This window comes from Emticicia sp. GW821-FHT11C11 (assembly GCF_058808615.1).
In genome coordinates, this window is record NZ_JBXARV010000003.1 from 503,067 (window position 1) to 523,107 (window position 20,041).

A 20,041-nucleotide genomic window follows, 5' to 3' on the forward strand; every position below is an offset into this window, starting at 1 on the left:
AACGTACTTTCTTTCTCTTTATTTTGATATTCGAATTTGTTTGGGGGAGGGTTGGGTAATTAGCATTTCATTTATATAGAAAGACCATCCAACAAGTTATTTATTGGATGATCATAGTTAGTGGCTGACTTTAAGTGCTTTATTCAGAGACACTGTAGTGGAATAACTGTTATGGTTAGATTAAAAGGAGGGTAATGCATAAACATATCTTGCATGTACTGGACGGCTTCATGAAATCCGTAAAACTTATAATTATTTGAGTCATATAAATGAACAAAGCCCAAGCAATCGGGCTTTGTTCGTGTTGTGTCTTTCTATGATTTGCAATAAGACAAGATTTCTAGGGCAGTAGACTTTGTTAACCTGCCATTTACTACAGGATCTGTTAAGGTTTCAACTACATCTTTAAAGCCCTCACTTTCAAACGCTATCTTGTCTGACAATAATAACGCATCTATAATATAGTAAACTTGATATTCGGAAAGTTCGTCATTTATAAATGCTTGGCTTAATGCAGCAATCTCAATTTTGCCCACCAATAAGTCTATATCTTCAATTAGGATTATTGGTGCGCTTCCGCCTTTCTTAGCTAATGAGAATTTGTAATCATCAACCTCTTTTTCAATAAGCTTTTTAAACTCACTCATTGATATCTGCCTATTTAATACCTGTTTTATCTGACTAATTTTCATTGTTATATCTATTGTGGACGACCTTCTGGGCCGCCTCTTAAAGGTTTACGGCCTTGAAATTTATTACTCCTATCATAACTATCCTTATATGTTTTAACAGTCTTTCCTTCCCCGTTTTTGTATGTAACATATTCAGCCCTTGATTGACCGGGGCCTTTTCCAGGACGCACTTCAGTTTTTTTAGTGAATTTTTCGCCAACTGTTTCTACTGTTTTGCTTTTTTCTACTTTGGATAGTTTTTGAGAACCTTCCCCAACCGCTTTAACAACAGTGCTAGCCGTAGAAGCTTTCGTTCCGGTCTTAGCCAGTAACATTCCTGTACCAGCATTACTGCCACCTGAAGGTATTGCTGTAGTTAAAACTAATGTACTTGCAACAACTTCTTTTGTAACTTCACCTTTTGGTACTACTTCTGTTGATAATGTTCTTTTACCATTTTCGTAAGAGGCATTTAGCCTTTGGGTTTTAGTGTCTCCAAACAATGACCCTACAAAAGTACTAACAGTTGTAATACTACTGGCTAAAGCGTCTCTTGTACTCCAGTAAATATTCTCCACCATTGTCATCCCGTTGCCAATACCATCAGCACCATCTCCACAGCAAGGTTCATCCAAAGTACCATTAGGGTCTAAACGATTAAGAGGGTTGTTTTGTGCAAAATTGTATGGTGTTGCCCATAATCTTTTCTCCCCCAACGGGTCAACCCCATCAAATCTCCCGATACTTGCATTGTAAGTCCTGGCTCCAAAGCTAATTCTTCGCAAATTAAACGTACTTTCTTTCTCTTTATTTTGATATTCAAATTTGTTTGGGGGAGGGTTGGGTAATCATCGTTTAATTTTGCAACTGAATAAAAAGACCACCCAATAAACTATTTATTGGATGGTCTTAAGCTAAGTGTTAGTAATTAAATTAGCTAGCTTTTTCGGGACTAGACAGTTACCAGAAAATATAATCAGATTTACTAGAATACATCCATTGATTATTGGTAAAAATATATTCAATAGTTATATCTTTTCTCTTTATTGGCTTTTTTTGAGAAGTATCCCTATCAAAGTTTGGTTTGCAATAATCTAGTATTGTGCCTGTAAATTTAATAGTGCTATTTTTATCATTGAAATTGTAAAGAAAACGGTTCGGTTTATATACAATACATTCGTCATTACGGAAGTATCCAATCTTTAGGCCGTATTCTCCTTGTTTTCTGGAATCTAGAATTATTTTTAAACTATTATCTTTTAAAGCATAAATCAAGTAATATTCAAATTCTCGTTTACTATAAACACCACCAAGCATGGGAATACTATTTATTTTATACGACTGAAGGTATTCTATAGGAATCAAATAAGACTTATTATCTTTTTGAAAATATATTAAAGAATAGAAATTATTAAAGCTATTGGCATGCTCACCATTAAATGAAATTTTGAAAATACTCAATAGGTTGGCTGAGTCATCAATTTCTTCAATTTTTATATCTGTATTAATTCTAAAATAATTTTCATTGAGCCATTTCCTTATGGCCATTTGTTTGTTAGGATACTTTTTTAGATTAATAGGTAATTCTAAAATTTCACCCTCATTTGTTTTGGATATATAACTTACGTTCTCATTTCTTTTGTAATTACAAGAGATGAAAAATATTATTATAATTAGCTTACAGAAAAGAAGTTTCATTTTTTTATTGAGTTATATATTTTATATACTGTTTCTTTATAATTGGGCTCTCTCTGCCCAGGACCATATTTCTCTATGGCATAATCCCATCCTTGAAAATTCTTAGTTTTACCGTCAGACGAGCTAAAGGATTTATAATATAACCATCTTAAACCCCATTGCGTACTTTGAATGGCACCACTTCCATTTTGTACATTCTCTATACTCATTCCCATTTTTCCTTTGTCTCCATAATCTCCTATATTAAACATGCTAAATATGTCACTTGCATTCGTTGACTGGGAAACACCCTGACCTAATCTAGACTCCTTATAAGCAAGCGATTTTACTAAATTTACATCTAAGAGCGTTGCATTGCTGCCTAATTTATAACCTTTTCCAATAGACAAGGCGTTTTTACTTATTTGTCGATTAATTAAATGCGTAGCAACTGCAATAAGTTTATCAAACTGGTTATATTTACCTGATGATGGATTTTCACCTTTATCGAGAGAATAAGTAATTGCTCCGGGAGTTTCTGCCTCTAAAGAATGATTTTTCAAGTCGTTAGCATGAGCTTCGCTCAAAACACCTCCCCAATTAACAGTTGTATTTGCTTTGTTCGGTTGAAATCCATCTTTTAAAACAAAAACTCTCCCATCTTCATTTTTATCCTTCCCCAAATGAACTCCTTGATTATCATAGTAGTCAGCAAACATTCCATCAGGGTCAACAAAAATTAGAGGATTGTTAAATGCATACGCAAAACTTGTTGTCTTTCTGTCTTTTTCACTCAATGGATCCACCCCGTCAAATCTCCCGATACTCGCATTGTAAGTCCTTACCCCAAAGCTAATTCTTCGCAAGTTAAACGTACTTTCCTTTTCTTTATTTTGATATTCAAATCTGTTTGGGGAAGGTTTGGGTAATTAGCAATTCATTAATAATAAAAAGACCATCCAACAAGTTAATTATTGGATGGTCTAAAACTAAATACTCGCACTTAAATTTGTTAACTTATTTCAATACAATACAAAGGCAATGTGAGCATCAGTGAGTAAGTCTCATGAATAAAAACATCCCTATTGCTACAATACCAATCATGCAAGTGCAAAATAAAAATGAAATAAATCCAATCAAAACATCTTTACGGGTCGGATCACCTCCAAAATTCTTGAGTATTTTTTTATGCCTATCATTTTTGATGTAATAAATATCTGACAAATACCATGACAAGAATACTAAAATTAGAATCAAAACATATAATGCGGGTAAAGTTGGCCTAATGTTTATTAATCCTCTTTCAAAAATATAACCCCAGAACTGAAAAATGATTCCAAAAAGTGGCGCTGAAAATAGCATAGATATTAGCCATACTACATCATCAACTCTATCACTTGTCTTTCTGATTTTCATCAAAAAATGATAGGTACAGTAAAATAAATAATCAAAATATTTGGCTATTCTTTTCATTTCTGTAAGTTTGGATTGCTTATACTAAATCTTGGGTCATTCGAGAATTGTTTATAAACCGCATCAAAGCCGCCATGTGCTTCAATAGCGCTTAAAGCAAAACCTATTGCTATTCCACCCAATCCACCTGTTGCAGCACTTACCACACCTATGGCAATTGCTACACCAACTTTAGCAATCCCTCTGTTTGAATAACCATTATAGTCTAATTCGGCAGCATTCATAAAAATATCTGCTACAAATACCCCTTTACCTAAGGTTTTTACTGTCTTCAAAGCTTTAACAGATTGAGCCATTGATGCTGTCCGCCCACCTGTATACTGATTTCCACCCCAACTTTGAGAGTATTGAATACCATTTTTCCCAAACCACATCCCTTGTGATGCTGTATTTAAGGCTTCTAAACCATCTTTGGCTAATCCAGCGTAAGTACTGCCAAGCCCCCATCTGTCAAAATATCCTTGATGTGGATACAATGCACCCCACTCCACACTTGAAGTTTTCCAGCGACCGTTTTCAATATTTCCATTAACGGTTGGACCATCAAACAACAAAGTTGAGCCATCTCTTAGGTTATATGAATCACCGCCGCCATTATTTTCAAAAGATATAAACCTATCTATTTCCTCTCTTGTTGAATTATTGCCATTTGCAGATTGAGCCTGCAAATAAGTCATAAACCTTGTGATATCCTCTTTATTGTCGGTTGTCAGATTACCGTTTTTGTCCGTTTCCCATAAACCCATAAAATCAGCATATCGAACAGGGTTATTAAAACCATACCTGTACCCTGTTAATTCATAATTCATTTCCGCCAGCGGATTCACTCCATCAAACCTCCCAATACTCGCATTATAGCTTCTGGCACCAAAATCAATTCTTCGCAAGTTAAACGTACTTTCTTTCTCTTTATTTTGATATTCGAATCTGTTTGGGGGAGGGTTGCGTAATTAGCATTTCATTTATATAGAAAGACCATCCAACAAATTAATTATTGGATGGTCTTAAAATAAATACTCTCACTTAAGTTTGTCAACTTATTTCAGACGAGACATATTAAATTGGATTTACCACTTGGCTTATAGCCCTTAAAATAGAAGATAGTCTATCCAAATCAGAGCTTGATACTTCTCGATTCTCACTTACTAATTGACAAAGAAAGTACCAATCATCATTCAGAGAACCAACCTCAGGAGAACCGTCTTTGCTAAAGTCAGTCCATATATCACTCCCTATTAACCAATAATTATCCTCTGAAAGATTTATTTCATCAGGAATGAAGTCAATTATTTTACTGAAAAATTGCTTCAATTCATTCTTACTAATTTTAATCATAAATTTCGGGTTTTAATTTCGCTATTAATTTTTTCTAGTTCTCCTTCTTGTTTTTTTATTTGCTTATTTAAAGCGTCAATTCTTCCTTGTAAGAATTTTTTTACAGCCTCCGCCCCTCCTTTCTTGGCTTCTTTTAATTTATTCGGATTACTTTTCTCTAGTGGATTGGACTTAAAATCTGATAATTTGTCTCTATGCTGCTTTATTAATTTTTCATAAGTAGATTTCGAACTTTGAAGTTGTTTATCATTCATTTTGGAATAAGGATTGGCCTTTTGACCATTACCTCCACTATTTGTTCCAGTTGAATTTAAATTATTAAGGGCCTTAGAAATAGTTGCAGCTCCATTTGTAGCAGTAGCAACAGCTGCAGCTCCGGCAGGTAAAGCTACTGGTATAGCACCTCCTAAAGTAACAAGTTCTGCACCACCTGCACCAAGAGTTCCTAATGCACCTACAACTACTTGAACCCCACCACTAAGAATTGATAAAACATTTCCTGCTTTTCTGCCATTTTCATATGCACTACCTCTATATCCACCACCATCTAACTTAGTTGGTGCCGGAGAGTTGTTATCAATAAATGTCAATGCAGCACCCGCAAAAAAATCTACAACATTTTGGCAACAACCCTCACCCATTAACCCATCAGGGTCAGAAAAACGGACAGGGTTATTGAAAGAATAGTGATAGTTACTTAAAAATTCCTGTCCTTCAACTATAGGATCTGTTCTATCAAAACGTCCAATCGTCGGATTATAACCTCTTGCACCTAAGCGGATATAATTCAGATTAAAAGTACTTTCTTTTTCCCGATTTAAAAACTCAAATCTATTCTGATACGAATTTAACTGATTTATTCCATTTAACACAATCCCCCAAGGGTCAAATGAAGTTTCTGAGGTCTTGGTCAGAGCAGTGCCGTTTGTTTTGTAGGCTACACGCGTGTTGCCTAGATGGTCGGTATGGAAATATTCATAAGACCAGGCTCCACTTTGATAAACCCCCCGCCCCTCGGGCGTGGTCAGTTGATACAAAGCACCATTCTTGAAAACCAAACCGTCCAGATACTCCCAGTATTCTCCTGTAGAATAACTAGTTTTGTATAGCCGGCCTTTGCCATCATATAAGTTTTTAATCCATCTGCTGCCGGTAAGCTGAATTTCCACAGGCTGATTGTCATAAGTACTGTAAAGAATATCGTTAATGTCTTCATTCTTATCAGTTTTCAACGCTCCGTTGGCGTAGTAGCTGTAGTCATCACCTACTGTATTACGGTTAACAAAATCCACAGTATAATCACCTGTTACGGCATCTTCCACTTTTGTTAGTCTGTTACCAGAGTACGTATAAGTCAGGTTATCCATTAAGCCAAATGTACTGGTCAGTTTACCATTCCGTTGCAGACTGGTGATGTTACCGTTTTTGTCGTAGTTAATGGTTGGCAATCCATAACTTTCAGAGCCGATTCCGGTATAAGTAGCCGACTTTAACCTTGAGGCCGCATCATAGGTAAAAGTATAGGTTCGAACCCCCGCGGGAGCATTGTTAGTACTGGCCTGCCAGTATTGTTTACCAATGTTGCCATTATAAAAACCGGCTGTTTCATAATCCAACTTGTAGCTAAACAAATCACCCTGGCTGGCGTTCGGAACCGGATTGCCGGAGCCATCCAGGTTAATGCCCCGTAGCTGTCCTCTTAAATGATAAGCATAATCTGTTGTCTGTAAACCGCTAATCGAAGTGCCATTGGCGGTATAAGTACCTGTAGCCCTTATTTTGGCCTGTTTTAAACGGCCTGCTTCATCATACTCTGACCTTCTGACTTCTGATACAGCAGCGTTGATACCATGTGATATTTTCGTCTGTCTGCCCGTATTATCATACTCATAAGTAGCAAGGGTTTCTGTATTCGACAAACCGTCTACCTGATACAACACTTTCTCATTGATTACTTCACCGGCAAAATTATATGCCAGATTTGTAATCACCGGTTTAGCCCAGGGAGTAGCTCCTCCCTTGTCGTGGGTACGGAAACTCTGCATCATGCGGCCTTTGAAATCGTAGTAGGAGGTAGTGAAGTACGATTTGGCGGGGTCGTCCTGGCTGCGGGCACCGAATCCTACCAGAAGCCCTCTGGGGTTGTTGTGGTAGTTGCCTGAATTATAGGCAATGCCCGAATTGAATGACCATTCTCCGGCAATCCACTCATAGGTGTCATAAATGTTCAGGGTCTTTTCGGCCGTTGAGCTATAGCTTATCGGAAAGCTGCTATTGGTATATCCATACGGGCTGGTCCAGCTTTCATAAGTTGTCGACATGCCGTCAAAACCTGTTTGCAGTGTAGTCCGGCTTGAAGTATTGTCGAGTTCTCCCATCACGACAGTCCGGCCAAATCTGTCATATTTAGTAAATGACCATTTGTTTAAGGCAGTCTGGCTGGCATCCTGAGTCATCACCGGAAGATCGTTCCGGTCATATACAATGTATTCCCATCCACCACCGGGGGTGTGCTTTTCGATGACCCTTCCTGCAGCATCATAAGTATAGCCAAATACCCATTTGCTCCAGTCGCTTGAGTTTTTGGTAATGCTTAAATTTAAGGCATACCCTTCCGGCTGTATAACCGCTCTTAGCCTTTGCCAGTCGTCATACACATAATAGGTAACCAATGTTTCAGTTCCAACAGGCTGCTCACGTTGAATCAGGTTGCCCGACTTATCTTTTATTTCAACAGTTGTATTGCCCTGCTCATCAATCACCCGGGTTTTATACAGGCTATTAGCCGGGAAACTTCCGGATAGTGTAATATTACCCGTAAGGTCTGAATTATAAAGACGTACAGTACTGGCTATCTCATCAAAAATCTGAGTATTTTTGGTATTGGTTCGCCATGCCTGACCGGGGCCGTATTGTGTCCGCAGTCGGTTCATCGGCGAATTATCAAAGGCAGTAACTTCACTGTATGAATAACTGTCTCCGTAAAAAGTAGTCGCAAGACTAAACGGATTAGACTGGTATTCTCCCGTTTGCACAGTTGTTGGGGCAGTCAGAGCCGTTCTAACAGGGCGGCCTAAGATGTCGTAGACTTTCCCTTCAAATACGATATCCTTTGCCGTAGGAGACTGTTTATAACCGACAGTTTGTAGTGGCCGACCCAGACCATCCATGTATTGTATCGATATCAACGCTTTCGTTGCGTCGCCGGCATCACCGGTTGTTGCACCACTGACGCGGAACGAGCTGTGCACAATGGCGTTTTTATGAGTGGTAATGGTTTGCCCCCAACTACATAGTGGAAGCAAAAGCCATAAGATGATATTTTTTTTCATTGGATTTGTGGATTTAGAACGGTGTCCCGTTAATGGTAATATTGGTAAAAGTTGTCTGGTTAGCGTCTCCCCACACGGCAAAGCCTATATAGAAGTTACTGCCGAAATCGAGCGTAGTAGGGCTGTTTCCGGTCAGGCTAAAGGAGTCATTCCAGGCATTGTTGGCCTCAGGATTACTGTTGGTGCTGTAGTATCCCTTGATTGTGCTTCCTGTCTTCACTACTTTTATCCAGGTCTGGTTCAGAGCAGAGGGCGCAAAACTGTAAAGATTACCAATGCCGCCGTTCACATCACGCTTCAGCTCACCCACATGGCCATTGCCATCCTGAATCAGGGTGTAATATTTGGAATTAGCAGTGAGATTACTCCTGATCATGAAACCAGATCTGTCGCCGTCATCTCCTGGAATCGAAGCAATTTTAGCAATGAATGTTACATCTCCGCTAAAGGGTGCATATATCCAATGAAAATTCTCAGAAGCAGTACCGTAAGGGCCATAACCAAGCATGGTAACGGTTCCTGAAGAAACCTGAGTACATCCGGGCGAAGAAGGTGTCCCGATGTCCATCGTACTTCCGTTTAAAGGTATTACTGGTACTTTTAAGGTATTGGAGGCCACACTTTCACAGGTTCCGACTTTGCATTTGGCAGTATAATTAGTTGTTGTAGTAGTACCCACAGAAATGGATGAACCGATAGCTCCGTTTGACCATTGAACCGTTCCGGTTGTGCAACCTGTAGCCGTAAGCGTAACCGAGCAAAGCGTAGAGCCTGTTATTGATATTACCGGTGCTGACGGAGTAGTGCATGACTCTGTAGTTGTAGCGTAGAAGTACCTGTAAAGGTCTGTCAGGTTTCCTGCATGGTCTTTAACAGCGCTCAGCCTGTTGACACCATCATATTCAAACGTGTTTTTTAGTCCGTTAGGAGCAGTAATCTGGCTGAGCCCAGCACCTGATTTCATTACGCCCGAAGTTACCATCGCTGATGGAAGACCACTTCTCAGGTTTGTACCAATGGTTTCTACATTAGCAGCTGTATAAGTGTCTGCCACTGTTTCCAGGCTGCCAATCACACCTTCTACGTTTGCTACACTGGCGTTTTGTACAGAGGCAATAGGGTACGAATGCTTATACCCCCAAACATAAGTAGTAGGCGGCTGGTTAAGCCTTTTTATCTCTATCGGGTTCCCCTTACTGCTATACTTTCTGGTTTCAAACAGTTTAAATTCAGGCAGGATATAGAGTGCCGGATTGTGTGTAAGCGTAGCCAGTGAAGCATTTTCATAACGATATACTTCTATTGGATTCCCCTTGGTGTCACTTTTAATCATTACTCCGTCAACTGTTTTATTATCGACATAACGGATAACTTTCAGCGGCAAACTAATAATGTTTTTGCTTTTCAACTGATCAATGTTTGTACCGGAAATGTTATTGAAATCATTTGCATAATAATTGACAGTCGAGTCTGCTTTATTTTTACTGTTTAAAGTTTTGGTGCTTCTGGAAAGCATTTCCGGCGTATAAGCGTAATTGACGGTATTACTTAAAGCTGCACCTCCTGAATATTCTGTAGTAGTAGTAGACTCTAGCTTGTAATGATCTGTAAATACAGGGGTAATTACATGTGTAAAGAAATCATAATTGAATCCCGTTGAAGTATACTCTTGTGTACAAGCCATGATTCTTCCGGCTTTAAATCCGTATCGAGTAACGGGAATAGTAGTTTTGTTGTTATAGACATTTGTTACCTCCTTTGCCAGTGTGTAAGTAGAGGTGGTTTTCTCATAGGTCTGTTCTTTTTCAAGATTTCCACTTCGCCAGGTTAAGTTCACAGTAGCGGCGTGAGGGGGTTCAGAAATCTGAGTGCCTTCATAAGCATTACCTTTAAACGTATATACTTTTTTTCCGTTTGCTCCAGTACCACCGTAAGTCTCAGTTACTTTTCTGTATTCTATCTGGTACCCATCCCAGTTATAGACATTATTCTCTGAAACAAAGTATCTTGACCCACAGGATGAACAAGGAGCCGTTGGCCATGGAGCCTTACTTATTAAACCTGACTCGATGGCTGTAACATAGTAGGGTACAGCCAGAAGACTAGCCTGCTCGTAAGTGATAACTCTTTCGTTGGCCTCAGTAGTACCTGCATTATCTATAATACGTGATACGCGGTTGCCACCTATCTGCAATCTGCTGCTATCTCCGACAACGGCTTCAGCTGTTTGTGTTTTTAAAAAGAATGGAATTTCTGACGTTTTGAAGGTAACTATGTTGGGTTCATAGAATATTTCAGTATACCCTTTTGTTGGATAATTAATCTTTTTCAACAACCCTATTTTTGAATAAGTATTATCAGCTCGCCTGTCAGCAGATCCGAAGTTTGTTGAATGGGTTGAGGTAATCAGAGAGTAATTAGCGGCCGGAATTTTATCTGTACCACCCAGTCCATTGTAATAGCCCCAATGATCTACAGCGTTGTTAGCAGGGCGAGTCCCGCTTGGTGTCTTAAGAGAGGGGATTGGAATATTTTCACCGCTCTTTTCGTAATATTCAAAAGAAGTGGTCTGAACAGATGCATACGGGCTTTTGTTTTCAATAAAAGATACCGAATTCAGTTTCAGACGGTCATTTGTCCCGATATAGCCGTAGTTGAAACCAATCCGGTTAGTTTCCAGACTCGCTTCATCAGACACAACAATTGCCGAGAGAGCCTTGGCTTTCGCGCCCGTAACGCTAATCAGGTCATTACGATCAACGAATTGAAAATCTACCGTTTTGCTCTTCCATGTAATATTATCCAACAGGTATTGTGCGACACCTATATCAGTACTAGTTGCACTTGGGGAAAATCCACCATTATATAGACAATTATCCCCTCCTGTCCATCCGGTAGAGTAGGAAGTGCCCGTAACACTGGTTCCGTAAGAAATATCCTGATAATAGTTGAAATTTACCTCAACCGCATTGGGCGATGTTATTTTTGTGAGATACCAAGTAACGCTACTTAAAAAGGAGGGGTCACTAACCGGATGTACAAATCCGTCTGAGAAAGTTCCGCCATTAGCTAAAGACAAGGTAAAAGCAAACTGGTAACCTTTTTCATCAGTAATCGTGAATGCATTAGACGCATATGCAATTTTCAGAGGCATTTTGCTCAACAGAATAATACTGTCGCCATAAAAGTAAAACTTACCGCTTCTGCCAAGAATATTGAATGAAAACAGGTCATATTGAGAGTCTTTCAGACCATTAAGTACTTCCGTTAAATAGTAGTATTTATCAGGATCAGACATCGTTCCATTCAGATAATTCTGCATTTGCGGACTTACACCAGGGGTTTGTAACCCATTACTACCAAAATCAGATATACCATTAACGTTCTGAACTATCGTTCCGCCAACTTCCAGGTTCCAGCCATTTCCCACCCATGTGGGTACATCCTGGGGTTTGAGGCCCGTGTTGTTATACGCTAACTGAATAGGTATAGTTAAATTTTCGTCTACCTGAATCTGGTAAAGCGGCATGTTGTAATTCAACTGGCCGGTGCTGAAATTAACCGGAAGGTTTCCGAACTCCTCCGTTTTGGCAGCATTGGGAGGCAATAGCCTTAATCTCCCTGAAAGGCCCTCAAATGGCGAAACAAGGGAAGAACCTTGTTGAGCCATCGAGCCAATGGAGAGGCAGATAAAAAAAACTAAAATGAGTGGATTTTTCATGAGCATTTCTGCGGATTTAATTAATTAATTGAAAGAAATTGAACCATTAAGGCCATAGCAAAGCCCACCCAATTGTTATTGGGGGTTATCGAATCAAAATATTCGGAATTGGCAGGCTTTAACGCTTGTTCAGCCTATGCGATGACCTACAAGAAGATTTGATAGTCACCAGAGCCGGGATGTGAAGTGAGTTTTGTTTTTCTGGTTGTCATGTGCAAAAGTGATTTTTTAAGTGCTTGATTTAGTTGTGGTATGAATCAAATAAGACAAATCAATCCTTACGAAATAGAGAAAATGTTATGAAATTACTTAACGGTAATTTCCCTGTCTTTCCCTTCATCTTTTGGATTCTGACATTGTCCCTTATTCTTTATATCAAAATTAACAGATTAATATGTCATCTCATTTGATTGAGCGATAAAACAAAGCCAACCCTTGCTGATAGTGGCTTTACATCGGAAAATACCTAATTATCTACCGAGTCTTTGGTTTTTTCTGAGCTTCAGATTAGTTAATTTAGAGGAGAAAATTTAAACGTTTGCTGTCATTTAGAAGGAGTACGTCGATGCAATGTCTTGCTTCAAGCGCCATTCGGAATCAACTAATGTATCAATGAAAGAGAGTTCTTATTATCTATCTTTTATGAAGGCATAAACTTTAAATTTTAGTCAGCAGTTCATAGAATTTTTTCACGGCCTTCTTTTCGTAGGCTTCTTTGAGAGAAATAATCATAATAGTTCGCCTCATGTTTTTTCCTTCAATGGGTATACCTACTACTTCGGGGTCATTTACACTGGTATCACTTAATATGGTGTGCCAATGCCCTGTTTTTACAATTTCAAACAGTGTAGGTATATCGTTTATTTCCATACAAATGTTCGGATTTAAGTTTTTTTGGCTGAACGATTCCACAAAAAACTGTATTGTACTATAACCACTGAAAGGTAAAGCCAATGGCAACTCGGCCACCTCATTAAGTGATATACTGCTTTTTTGAGCCAACGATGATTTCTTAGCAGTTACCAATACCATATTTGAGTTGAGAAGTGTCTGGTATTTCAGATGTGGTTCTTTGGTTTTTTCATGGAATGACAAAATAAAGTCAAATTGATGCAAATTGAGTTTTTCGAGCAGGTCTTTTGTAGTACCAAACACAACCTGTATTTTGATATTCGGATACTGCTTTGCAAATTGTATCAGTGTTTTGGCAAAAAGAATACGCATGGAGTAAATCACACCAATGGTTATTTTTCCCGTGTTCAGATTTTTCAGATCCTGTAGAAGCAATAATCCTTCATTGGCTCTATTGATACATTGCAAAGCGTATTCGCCAAACAGCTTACCGGCTTCGGTCAATGTAATTCGTTTTCCGATACGGTTAAACAAAGGAACATTCAATTCATCTTCCAACTGCTTAATTTGCTGTGATAAAGTACTTTGGCTGATATTCAAAACTTTTGCAGCTTCCGTAAAATTCAATAGCTCTTTGGCTTTCAGAAAATACCTGAGTTGTCTTAATTCCATATTTCTAAATCGGTTTTTTCGATTGTTTTCATCGAAAAATAGCGTTTTGTAAATATAGACACTATATAGATATTTACAGAATAATGTTTTGTATTGAATGTTTTATCACTTAAATAAATTACCTATGAAATTTAAACTAATAGTATCGTTTTTTCTCTTAACCACTTGCTTGGTTGCGTTTAGTCAAGAAAAACCCAATGCGGCAGTTGCTGAAAAAGGCTTAATTAAAGTATCTGTTATGTACCCTTATGCTGAAGGTAAAACCTTTAATATGGAGTACTACGAAACCAAACACATGCCCATGGTGGCAGGGTATTTAGGGTCAAATCTGGTTAAATACACCATTGAAAAAGGGCTTGCCAGTGGTATTCCTAACCAACCACTACCTTTTATGGCTATTGGCACATTTTATATAAAAAGCTTAAAAGACTATCAGGCTGCTATCGGGCCGAACAGAGATGCCATTCGAGCAGATTTCCCTAATTATACCAATATCAGTCCTGTTATTCTGGTGAGCGAGGTAGTAAAGTAAGCATAGCCTCTTGGCATCCTGCGCATGAACTGGTGAATGAGCCTCATTCACCAGTTTTTTTCTGCTCAAGTCTTGTCCCGTCCGGATCGCAAAAAGCACCCATTGCTGAGTGCTTTTTTTACTTTCCGGGTTGGTGATTGGGAATCGTAATCTAAAGCGTCTGACATTAAATACTAAAAAACTACTTTCATTTTTCCTTTCAGTTTCTTCTGAAAAATCTTCAAGGAATCAGTTCCTTTTATATCCAAGCGCTGTAATTCATAAACATCGCTAAATGACCTGTTCAACCTGTTGCCTATTCTGAAAGCCATAACAATTCCCATGGCCCGCATTTTTTCCTTCATCTGACGAAGTACGATTTTATCTTTAGGTCGCCCGCCATAAGGATAAGCAAAAGCAGGTACAAACAGCAAACCATTCTCAGTAAAATACCGGATGTTATTTTTCAAGTCGTCTGCTATTTCAGCAATATTCAGTGTTTTATAGTTTTGGTGTGCGTGAGAATGTAATCCAAAAGATATAAGGGCAGGGTTTAATGATTTTAGCTGATCGATACTCATTAAATCGTCGGCTGCTTTATCCCAGCTGCTTTTTTGGCCGATATAATTGGTGGGCAGAAAAATGGTGGCAGGTACCTTGTATTTTTCCAGTATAGGATAGGCGTACTTAAAATTATTCAGGTATCCATCGTCAAAAGTGATGAAAACAGCCTTTGCAGGTAACTCTGTGTTCTCTGAAATACTGGCTGCCAGACGTTCCAGTGGAAGAACCTGATACCCGTTCAATTGCAGGAATTGTAAGTGTTCCTCCAGTTGAGCAACACTTACTGTCAGATCATCCGTGTAATCTGGTAAAACTTTATGATACATTAAAACCGGAATACCTCTTTGGGAAATAGTCAGCAGATACAACCAAAGAAAACAAGCTACTGCAATAGCAATGAAAGCGTATGTCATCGAAGCTCAGAGTTAAAGTTTTCGTGATTAATCTCATGCAGTTTGATATACTTGATAGTCGTACTGACAGCCTGCCCAAATGACCAGACAAAACCACGATAGCCGTTCAGAAAATTTAACCGGACCAGGTATTCAATAAAGAACTTGACAGGAAACTTGGTCACTATTTTTAAAACAGACACCTTTTTATCTGCTTTGTGTAATTCAACCGCTCCTTTGGTTGTATAATGGTTTATTTTAGTTAAATAATCGCTCACATCGGCATAGCTATTATGCAAAACATGATTTTTCAGCATTCCTCTTTTTCCATTCAGTATAACATCTTCATGAATCTCGCGGTCGTTGTAATTGCCATGTTTTCGGTTAAATAACCGAAGATGCGGCAGTTTATATTCCCGGCCAAACCGCAAGGGCTTACCTAAGAAAATCAATGTGTTCGGGATCATGAATCCCTCACAATCAGGATTTTGAAATACATTCAGAATCTCTTCCCTCAGTTCATCACTCACCACCTCATCTGAATCTACAATAAAAACCCAGTCGTGTTTGGCTTTTGAAACCGCATATGCCTTTTGTTTACCAAAACTATCGAATCTGCGGTAAATGAAATTTGCCTGATACTTCCGGGCGATGGCTTCGGTTTCATCGGTGCTTCCGCAGTCTAAAACTAAAAGTTCATCAGCCCAATCTGCAACAGATTTCAATACGCCGTCTAATGTTCTGGTATTATTAAGTGTAAGGGTGATAATAGATAATGGAATTTTATTTGTAGTTTTTTTCATATTTGGTTAGTACATTAAATTAAACATAGCGTCGCATTATTTCAGGTGTGGACATACAATAGCCATCTTATCTGTTCAGATAATGGATGCGCATGTGGATAGAATGAGCTGTTAATAGGAATACCCCATATCAGAAACAATAATGCATTCAGCTAAACCAATAAACATAGCTTTAGCGCTTTATCGTAATTGATAAAAACAGGAATAAACAACCATGAAAATTTTGACTGCTAGGAAATGCTTATACAAATTGTAGTCTGCATAATCTGTGGACATCTGTTCTGTTTCGAACGAATGAGCGGAGGCAGGTGCTTCTCTCGAAGACCCGGAGAAATTAAGAGTAAATTCTTCATACGATTACGTTTAAATAATAGGATAGTAATAATTACGAGACAAATTTAATTAACTGAATTCAATTCAGATAAAGAAAAAAATTAATTATTGATTAATAATTATCAGCCTTTACCTTCAGACGGCAGCAGTATTGATAGGGGTAAACGTAGAATGTATAGCCGCATACGGTATTCTGCTGTATTTTTTATATATTTTATATGAGTATATCAATAGATTTGAAAAATATTAATCTACTTGTTTGGTAGATTATATATAATAATATTAGTTTTGTTTCAGATACGTTTCAGTTATTGATAGCCATGAAGAATAATGAATGAAACGAATTCTGTTTCGGGCAATAGTTTAATCAGTCAGGGGGAGTCAGAACCCGATTGATTAAAGGATTTCAAAATAACTACCCTTTTTATCAAAAATCAGAACAGATAAAATATGTTGCTTTGGGAATACCGGAGGCAGGAAAGCTGAAACGATTGCTGGTGATACTTTAATACCACACAATATCTATAGAAAGCCTAAAAGTGCCACTCTTGCGGGAACAAGAGTGGCTGGTCAAAAAAAAGGCTCATTTGCGGAATGATTCAGGCGATTGCAGAGCAATCGGCCAGGTACCTTATTTTTTAATTTAACCAATGCAAAGTAAATGAAAAAAAACTTACTTGTACAGTTTTTACTGGCTATTCTGCTGATTCCATCTGTACTTTTTGCTCAAAATGCAGATGCCACAATTAATTCTACACTTTCGGGAAAAATTCTGGATGGAAAAACGAACGAACCGCTCATTGGGGCTTCTGTTCAGATTAAAGGCACCACACACGGTGTCATTACCGATGCTGAAGGCAAGTTTTACTTCAAGACCGGCCAGCGGTTTCCCTACATACTCATTGTCAACTACATTGGCTATGAGGTAAAAGAGGTTGTGGTAAACACAAGTACGGTTACGGTGTCTTTGAATGCCGACTCTAAGCAATTAAATGAAGTGGTAGTGGTGGGCTACGGCACACAGGAAAGAAAAAACCTGATCGGCTCTATTACCAAAGTTGACCCGACAGAGGTAAACGCGATTCCGGTCGGAAGCATCGATGCCCAATTACAGGGCAAAGTTTCCGGTGTACAGATTTCGTCTCCCACTGGCATACCCGGCGAGGCCGTTAATGTGAGAGTCCGTGGTGCTACTTCCATCAATGCAGACAACGACCCACTCTATGTAATAGACGGCGTTTTTATCAACAGCAACAGTTTACAGACTATCAGTACCGGTGGTAAGGCCACTTCTCCGATTGCCGATTTGAATCCGGCAGATATTCAGAGTATCGAGATTCTGAAAGATGCCGAAGCCACTGCTTTGTATGGTTCAAGAGGGGCAAACGGGGTTATTCTGGTAACCACCAAAAGAGGAAACTTTGAGCAGGCACCTAAAGTAAACTTTAATGTGAGTTACGGGCAGGCCAAGGCCGTAAAATTATGGGAGCTAACCACCGGCCCGGAACACGCCCAGTTGGTTAACGAATGGTGGATAAACACAGGAAAAGATACGCCTTCATTAAACAGAACCGCTGCTAACCGTCCGTTCAGGCCGGTTTCAGAAGGAGGGAGAGGGCTGCCGGAAGAGCAACAGACTTATGACAGGCTGAGCGAAGCTTTCCGTACGGCTGCACTTCAAAGTTATGATGTGTCGGTAGTTGGGGGGACCAGAACAACCAGATACTATATAGGTGGCGGTTTCAATTCTCAGGAAGCCATCCTGAAACCCATTACTTTTGACAGGGCAAGTTTCAAGGTAAATCTTGATCAGAAAATAAACGACAAGGTTCAGATAGGCGTAAGTAATTCATTTACCCGCACTTACCGTAACCAGGGTCGGGCAGGTGATGGCCCACAGGGGGGTATCTTACAGGCTGCCTTGCATACACCGACGTATCTGTCGCCTACCGAAAACGGTGTACTGGTGGGCCGTGCCGGTTTCGATAATCTCACTTTATTGCTTGAAAACTACGATGTTCACTCTACCAGCTTACGCTATATAGGTAATATATATGCAGAAGCCGAGCTGCTGCCGAATTTAAAACTCCGGTCGAGCTGGGGAGCTGATTACAACAATTACAACGAATCTGAATACTGGAATACCTTCCTGCTGTTGGGTGCACAAGGCGGGCTTGCCACCTCGTCTATCAGCCAGTACACCTCTCTACTGAATGAACAAACGCTTACCTATCGCCAGAAAATCGGTAGAAAACACGCATTGGGTGTAGTAGTCGGAAACACGCTTCAAAGCGATGTGTTAACCCGAACCTATGCCGAAGGCCGTGGCTTTGCCAACAACTCATTCAAAATTATTTCTTCGGCCGCTACTACTATCAGTTCTCAGAGCTGGAGCAAGAGCAACCTGGCCTCATTCTTTGCCAAAGCCGATTATGGTTTTGACGGCAAATACCTGTTTAATGTCAGCCTGAGAGCCGATGGCTCCTCAAGATTCGGTTCTGATCGTAAATGGGGGTATTTCCCGGCTGTAGGTGCTGCCTGGCGAATTAAACAGGAGGGCTTCCTGAAAGATGCCGCGTTTCTGAATGATTTAAAACTACGCACAAGTTACGGAATTGTCGGTAACCAGAATGGCATCGGAAACTTTGCGGCTCAGGGTCTCTGGACGGGCGGTGCATCGTATCAGGGAAGCCCCGGTATTGCACCACAGCAATTGGCTAACCCTGACTTGAAATGGGAGCGCACCAATCAGTTCAATGTAGGTATTGATGCCTCTCTATTCAATAGCCGTGTAAACTTTGAGCTCAACTATTATACCAAATACACGCGCGACGGCCTATTGCAGCTGGCATTACCAAGCACTACAGGTTTTGCCAATTACTGGAGCAATGCAGCTGAAATCAGCAACAAAGGCTTTGAGTTGAACATCAACACGATCAATTACGAAAGAGGTGGTTTCAGATGGACAAGCAGCTTGAATGTGGCTCAAAACATCAATAAAATCGAGAAACTGGAGAATCCGCTTCGCTACGGCAGCCGTGAGTTAATTCTGCAACAACAAGGCACACCGCTGTATTCTTTCTGGGTCTATAAACAATTATCTGTCAACCCTGAAACCGGTAATGTAGTGTATGAAGACGTGAACAAAGACGGACAGATTACAGTAGCCGACCGTCAGATTATCGGTAGCATCTGGCCGAAATTCTTTGGTGGGTTTACCAACAATATCAGCTATAAAGGTTTTGATCTGTCGGCATTTCTTGCTTTCCAGTATGGCAACAAAGTATATAACCACAACAAATTTTTTGGTGAAGGCGGTGGTGCCAGAGATGCAGCCCGTGTGATTCTGGCCAGTAATAATGCCAGATGGCAAAAGCCCGGTGATATTACCGACGTACCGAGACCAGACGGTGTAAACGCCAATAATTATCGTGACGGCGGAAGCCGCTGGCTTGAAGATGGCTCATTTCTGCGCCTTCGCAGCCTGAATCTGGCTTATAATTTTCCGAAAGCAATTGCCGGTAAGTTAAAGGCCGATGCGCTCAAAATATACGTAAACGGTACTAACCTGTTTTTATTAACTAAATACACGGGTCTTGATCCGGAATCAAGTGCCAGCAGCGAGCAGAACGCACAAGGCATTGATTTAGGCACGCCTCCCCAGCCGCGTAGTTTTCAGGCAGGGCTAAGCATAACTTTCTAAGG

Annotated in this window: 12 protein-coding genes and 2 pseudogenes; 2 read left to right on the forward strand and 12 right to left on the reverse strand. The window is 39.7% G+C overall.

From position 1 onward, the window contains the following. Positions 1 to 314: 314 nt before the first annotated feature. From AC1RRY_RS17270 to AC1RRY_RS17315, 10 genes and pseudogenes are all read right to left on the reverse strand, one after another. On the reverse strand, positions 315 to 692 hold the full coding sequence (locus AC1RRY_RS17270) for a hypothetical protein (protein ID WP_492822318.1): 378 nt from the start codon (positions 690 to 692) through the stop codon (positions 315 to 317). 8 nt (positions 693 to 700) lie between these two features. Then, a pseudogene (locus tag AC1RRY_RS17275) lies at positions 701 to 1,492 on the reverse strand (RHS repeat-associated core domain-containing protein); the annotation flags it as partial. 139 nt (positions 1,493 to 1,631) lie between these two features. Continuing rightward, positions 1,632 to 2,369: a hypothetical protein gene (locus AC1RRY_RS17280; RefSeq protein ID WP_492822316.1), complete on the reverse strand. Its 738-nt coding sequence runs from the start codon at positions 2,367 to 2,369 to the stop codon at positions 1,632 to 1,634. Next, a pseudogene (locus tag AC1RRY_RS17285) lies at positions 2,366 to 3,250 on the reverse strand (RHS repeat-associated core domain-containing protein); the annotation flags it as partial. The gene AC1RRY_RS17280 and the pseudogene AC1RRY_RS17285, both read right to left, overlap by 4 nt. 148 nt (positions 3,251 to 3,398) lie before the next feature. Then, positions 3,399 to 3,821 (reverse strand): hypothetical protein, encoded by a 423-nt coding sequence (locus tag AC1RRY_RS17290; protein ID WP_492822314.1) that lies wholly within the window; start codon positions 3,819 to 3,821, stop codon positions 3,399 to 3,401. After that, complete coding sequence (locus AC1RRY_RS17295; protein WP_492892916.1) at positions 3,818 to 4,630, reverse strand: hypothetical protein; 813 nt, start codon at positions 4,628 to 4,630, stop codon at positions 3,818 to 3,820. Before AC1RRY_RS17295 ends, AC1RRY_RS17290 begins: the two co-directional genes overlap by 4 nt. 247 nt (positions 4,631 to 4,877) lie before the next feature. Beyond that, positions 4,878 to 5,156 carry a hypothetical protein gene (locus AC1RRY_RS17300; RefSeq protein WP_492822309.1) on the reverse strand — a complete coding sequence of 93 codons (279 nt, stop codon included), beginning with the start codon at positions 5,154 to 5,156 and terminating at the stop codon, positions 4,878 to 4,880. Further along, positions 5,153 to 8,488 (reverse strand): DUF6443 domain-containing protein, encoded by a 3,336-nt coding sequence (locus AC1RRY_RS17305; protein ID WP_492822307.1) that lies wholly within the window; start codon positions 8,486 to 8,488, stop codon positions 5,153 to 5,155. Before AC1RRY_RS17305 ends, AC1RRY_RS17300 begins: the two co-directional genes overlap by 4 nt. Positions 8,489 to 8,501: 13 nt before the next feature. After that, positions 8,502 to 12,209: a hypothetical protein gene (locus tag AC1RRY_RS17310; RefSeq protein WP_492822305.1), complete on the reverse strand. Its 3,708-nt coding sequence runs from the start codon at positions 12,207 to 12,209 to the stop codon at positions 8,502 to 8,504. Between the two features lie 657 nt (positions 12,210 to 12,866). Beyond that, positions 12,867 to 13,733 carry a LysR family transcriptional regulator gene (locus AC1RRY_RS17315; RefSeq protein ID WP_492822303.1) on the reverse strand — a complete coding sequence of 289 codons (867 nt, stop codon included), beginning with the start codon at positions 13,731 to 13,733 and terminating at the stop codon, positions 12,867 to 12,869. A gap of 124 nt (positions 13,734 to 13,857) precedes the next feature. Between AC1RRY_RS17315 and AC1RRY_RS17320 the strand changes: the two genes are divergently transcribed. Beyond that, complete coding sequence (locus tag AC1RRY_RS17320; protein WP_492822301.1) at positions 13,858 to 14,265, forward strand: EthD family reductase; 408 nt, start codon at positions 13,858 to 13,860, stop codon at positions 14,263 to 14,265. Between the two features lie 173 nt (positions 14,266 to 14,438). Here AC1RRY_RS17320 and AC1RRY_RS17325 read toward each other — a convergent pair whose 3' ends face one another. Both AC1RRY_RS17325 and AC1RRY_RS17330 read right to left on the reverse strand, forming a co-directional pair. Then, positions 14,439 to 15,221 (reverse strand): polysaccharide deacetylase family protein, encoded by a 783-nt coding sequence (locus tag AC1RRY_RS17325; protein WP_492822299.1) that lies wholly within the window; start codon positions 15,219 to 15,221, stop codon positions 14,439 to 14,441. After that, entirely contained in the window at positions 15,218 to 16,003 is a 786-nt protein-coding gene (locus tag AC1RRY_RS17330) for a glycosyltransferase family 2 protein (RefSeq protein ID WP_492822297.1), read from the reverse strand. The genes AC1RRY_RS17325 and AC1RRY_RS17330 overlap by 4 nt, the downstream gene beginning before the upstream one ends. A 994-nt stretch (positions 16,004 to 16,997) precedes the next feature. Between AC1RRY_RS17330 and AC1RRY_RS17335 the strand changes: the two genes are divergently transcribed. Further along, complete coding sequence (locus AC1RRY_RS17335; RefSeq protein WP_492822295.1) at positions 16,998 to 20,039, forward strand: SusC/RagA family TonB-linked outer membrane protein; 3,042 nt, start codon at positions 16,998 to 17,000, stop codon at positions 20,037 to 20,039. Positions 20,040 to 20,041 lie beyond the last annotated feature (2 nt).